Genomic DNA, 395 nt, shown 5'->3' with positions numbered 1-395 from the left:
AACGACGCCCTCCCGGAACAACAGCACCGCGACAACGAAGATGATGCCCTGGCCGATCGTGACCCAGTCGCCAAATGTCGCGAGGTAGTTCTGCATCGTGACGATGACTGCCGCGCCGACAATCGGTCCGAACACGGTGCCCATGCCGCCCAGGAGCGTCATCAGCACGACCTCGCCGGACATGGTCCAGTAGACGTCGGTAAGCGACGCCAGCTGGAACACGATCGCCTTGGTTGCGCCGGCGACGCCGGCGAGCGCGGCCGACAGCACGAATACGGCGAGCTTGTAGCGGTTGACCCGATAGCCCAGCGAGATCGCGCGGGGCTCGTTCTCGCGGATCGCCTTCAACACCTGTCCAAACGGCGAATGGATGATCCGGTATATCAGCAATACGC

At 63.0% G+C, this 395-nt stretch carries 1 protein-coding gene; it reads right to left on the bottom strand.

Annotated elements, in window-relative coordinates; genetic code table 11:
• Positions 1 to 395: branched-chain amino acid ABC transporter permease (locus tag EN749_RS37360; RefSeq protein WP_145991242.1), on the bottom strand; the 395-nt coding region annotated here is incomplete at both ends.

This window comes from Mesorhizobium sp. M7A.F.Ca.ET.027.02.1.1, assembly GCF_004022985.1.
Taxonomy (GTDB): domain Bacteria; phylum Pseudomonadota; class Alphaproteobacteria; order Rhizobiales; family Rhizobiaceae; genus Mesorhizobium.
The sequence above is the reverse complement of the archived record's forward strand: the minus strand, read 5'-3'. Positions and strand labels throughout refer to the sequence as shown.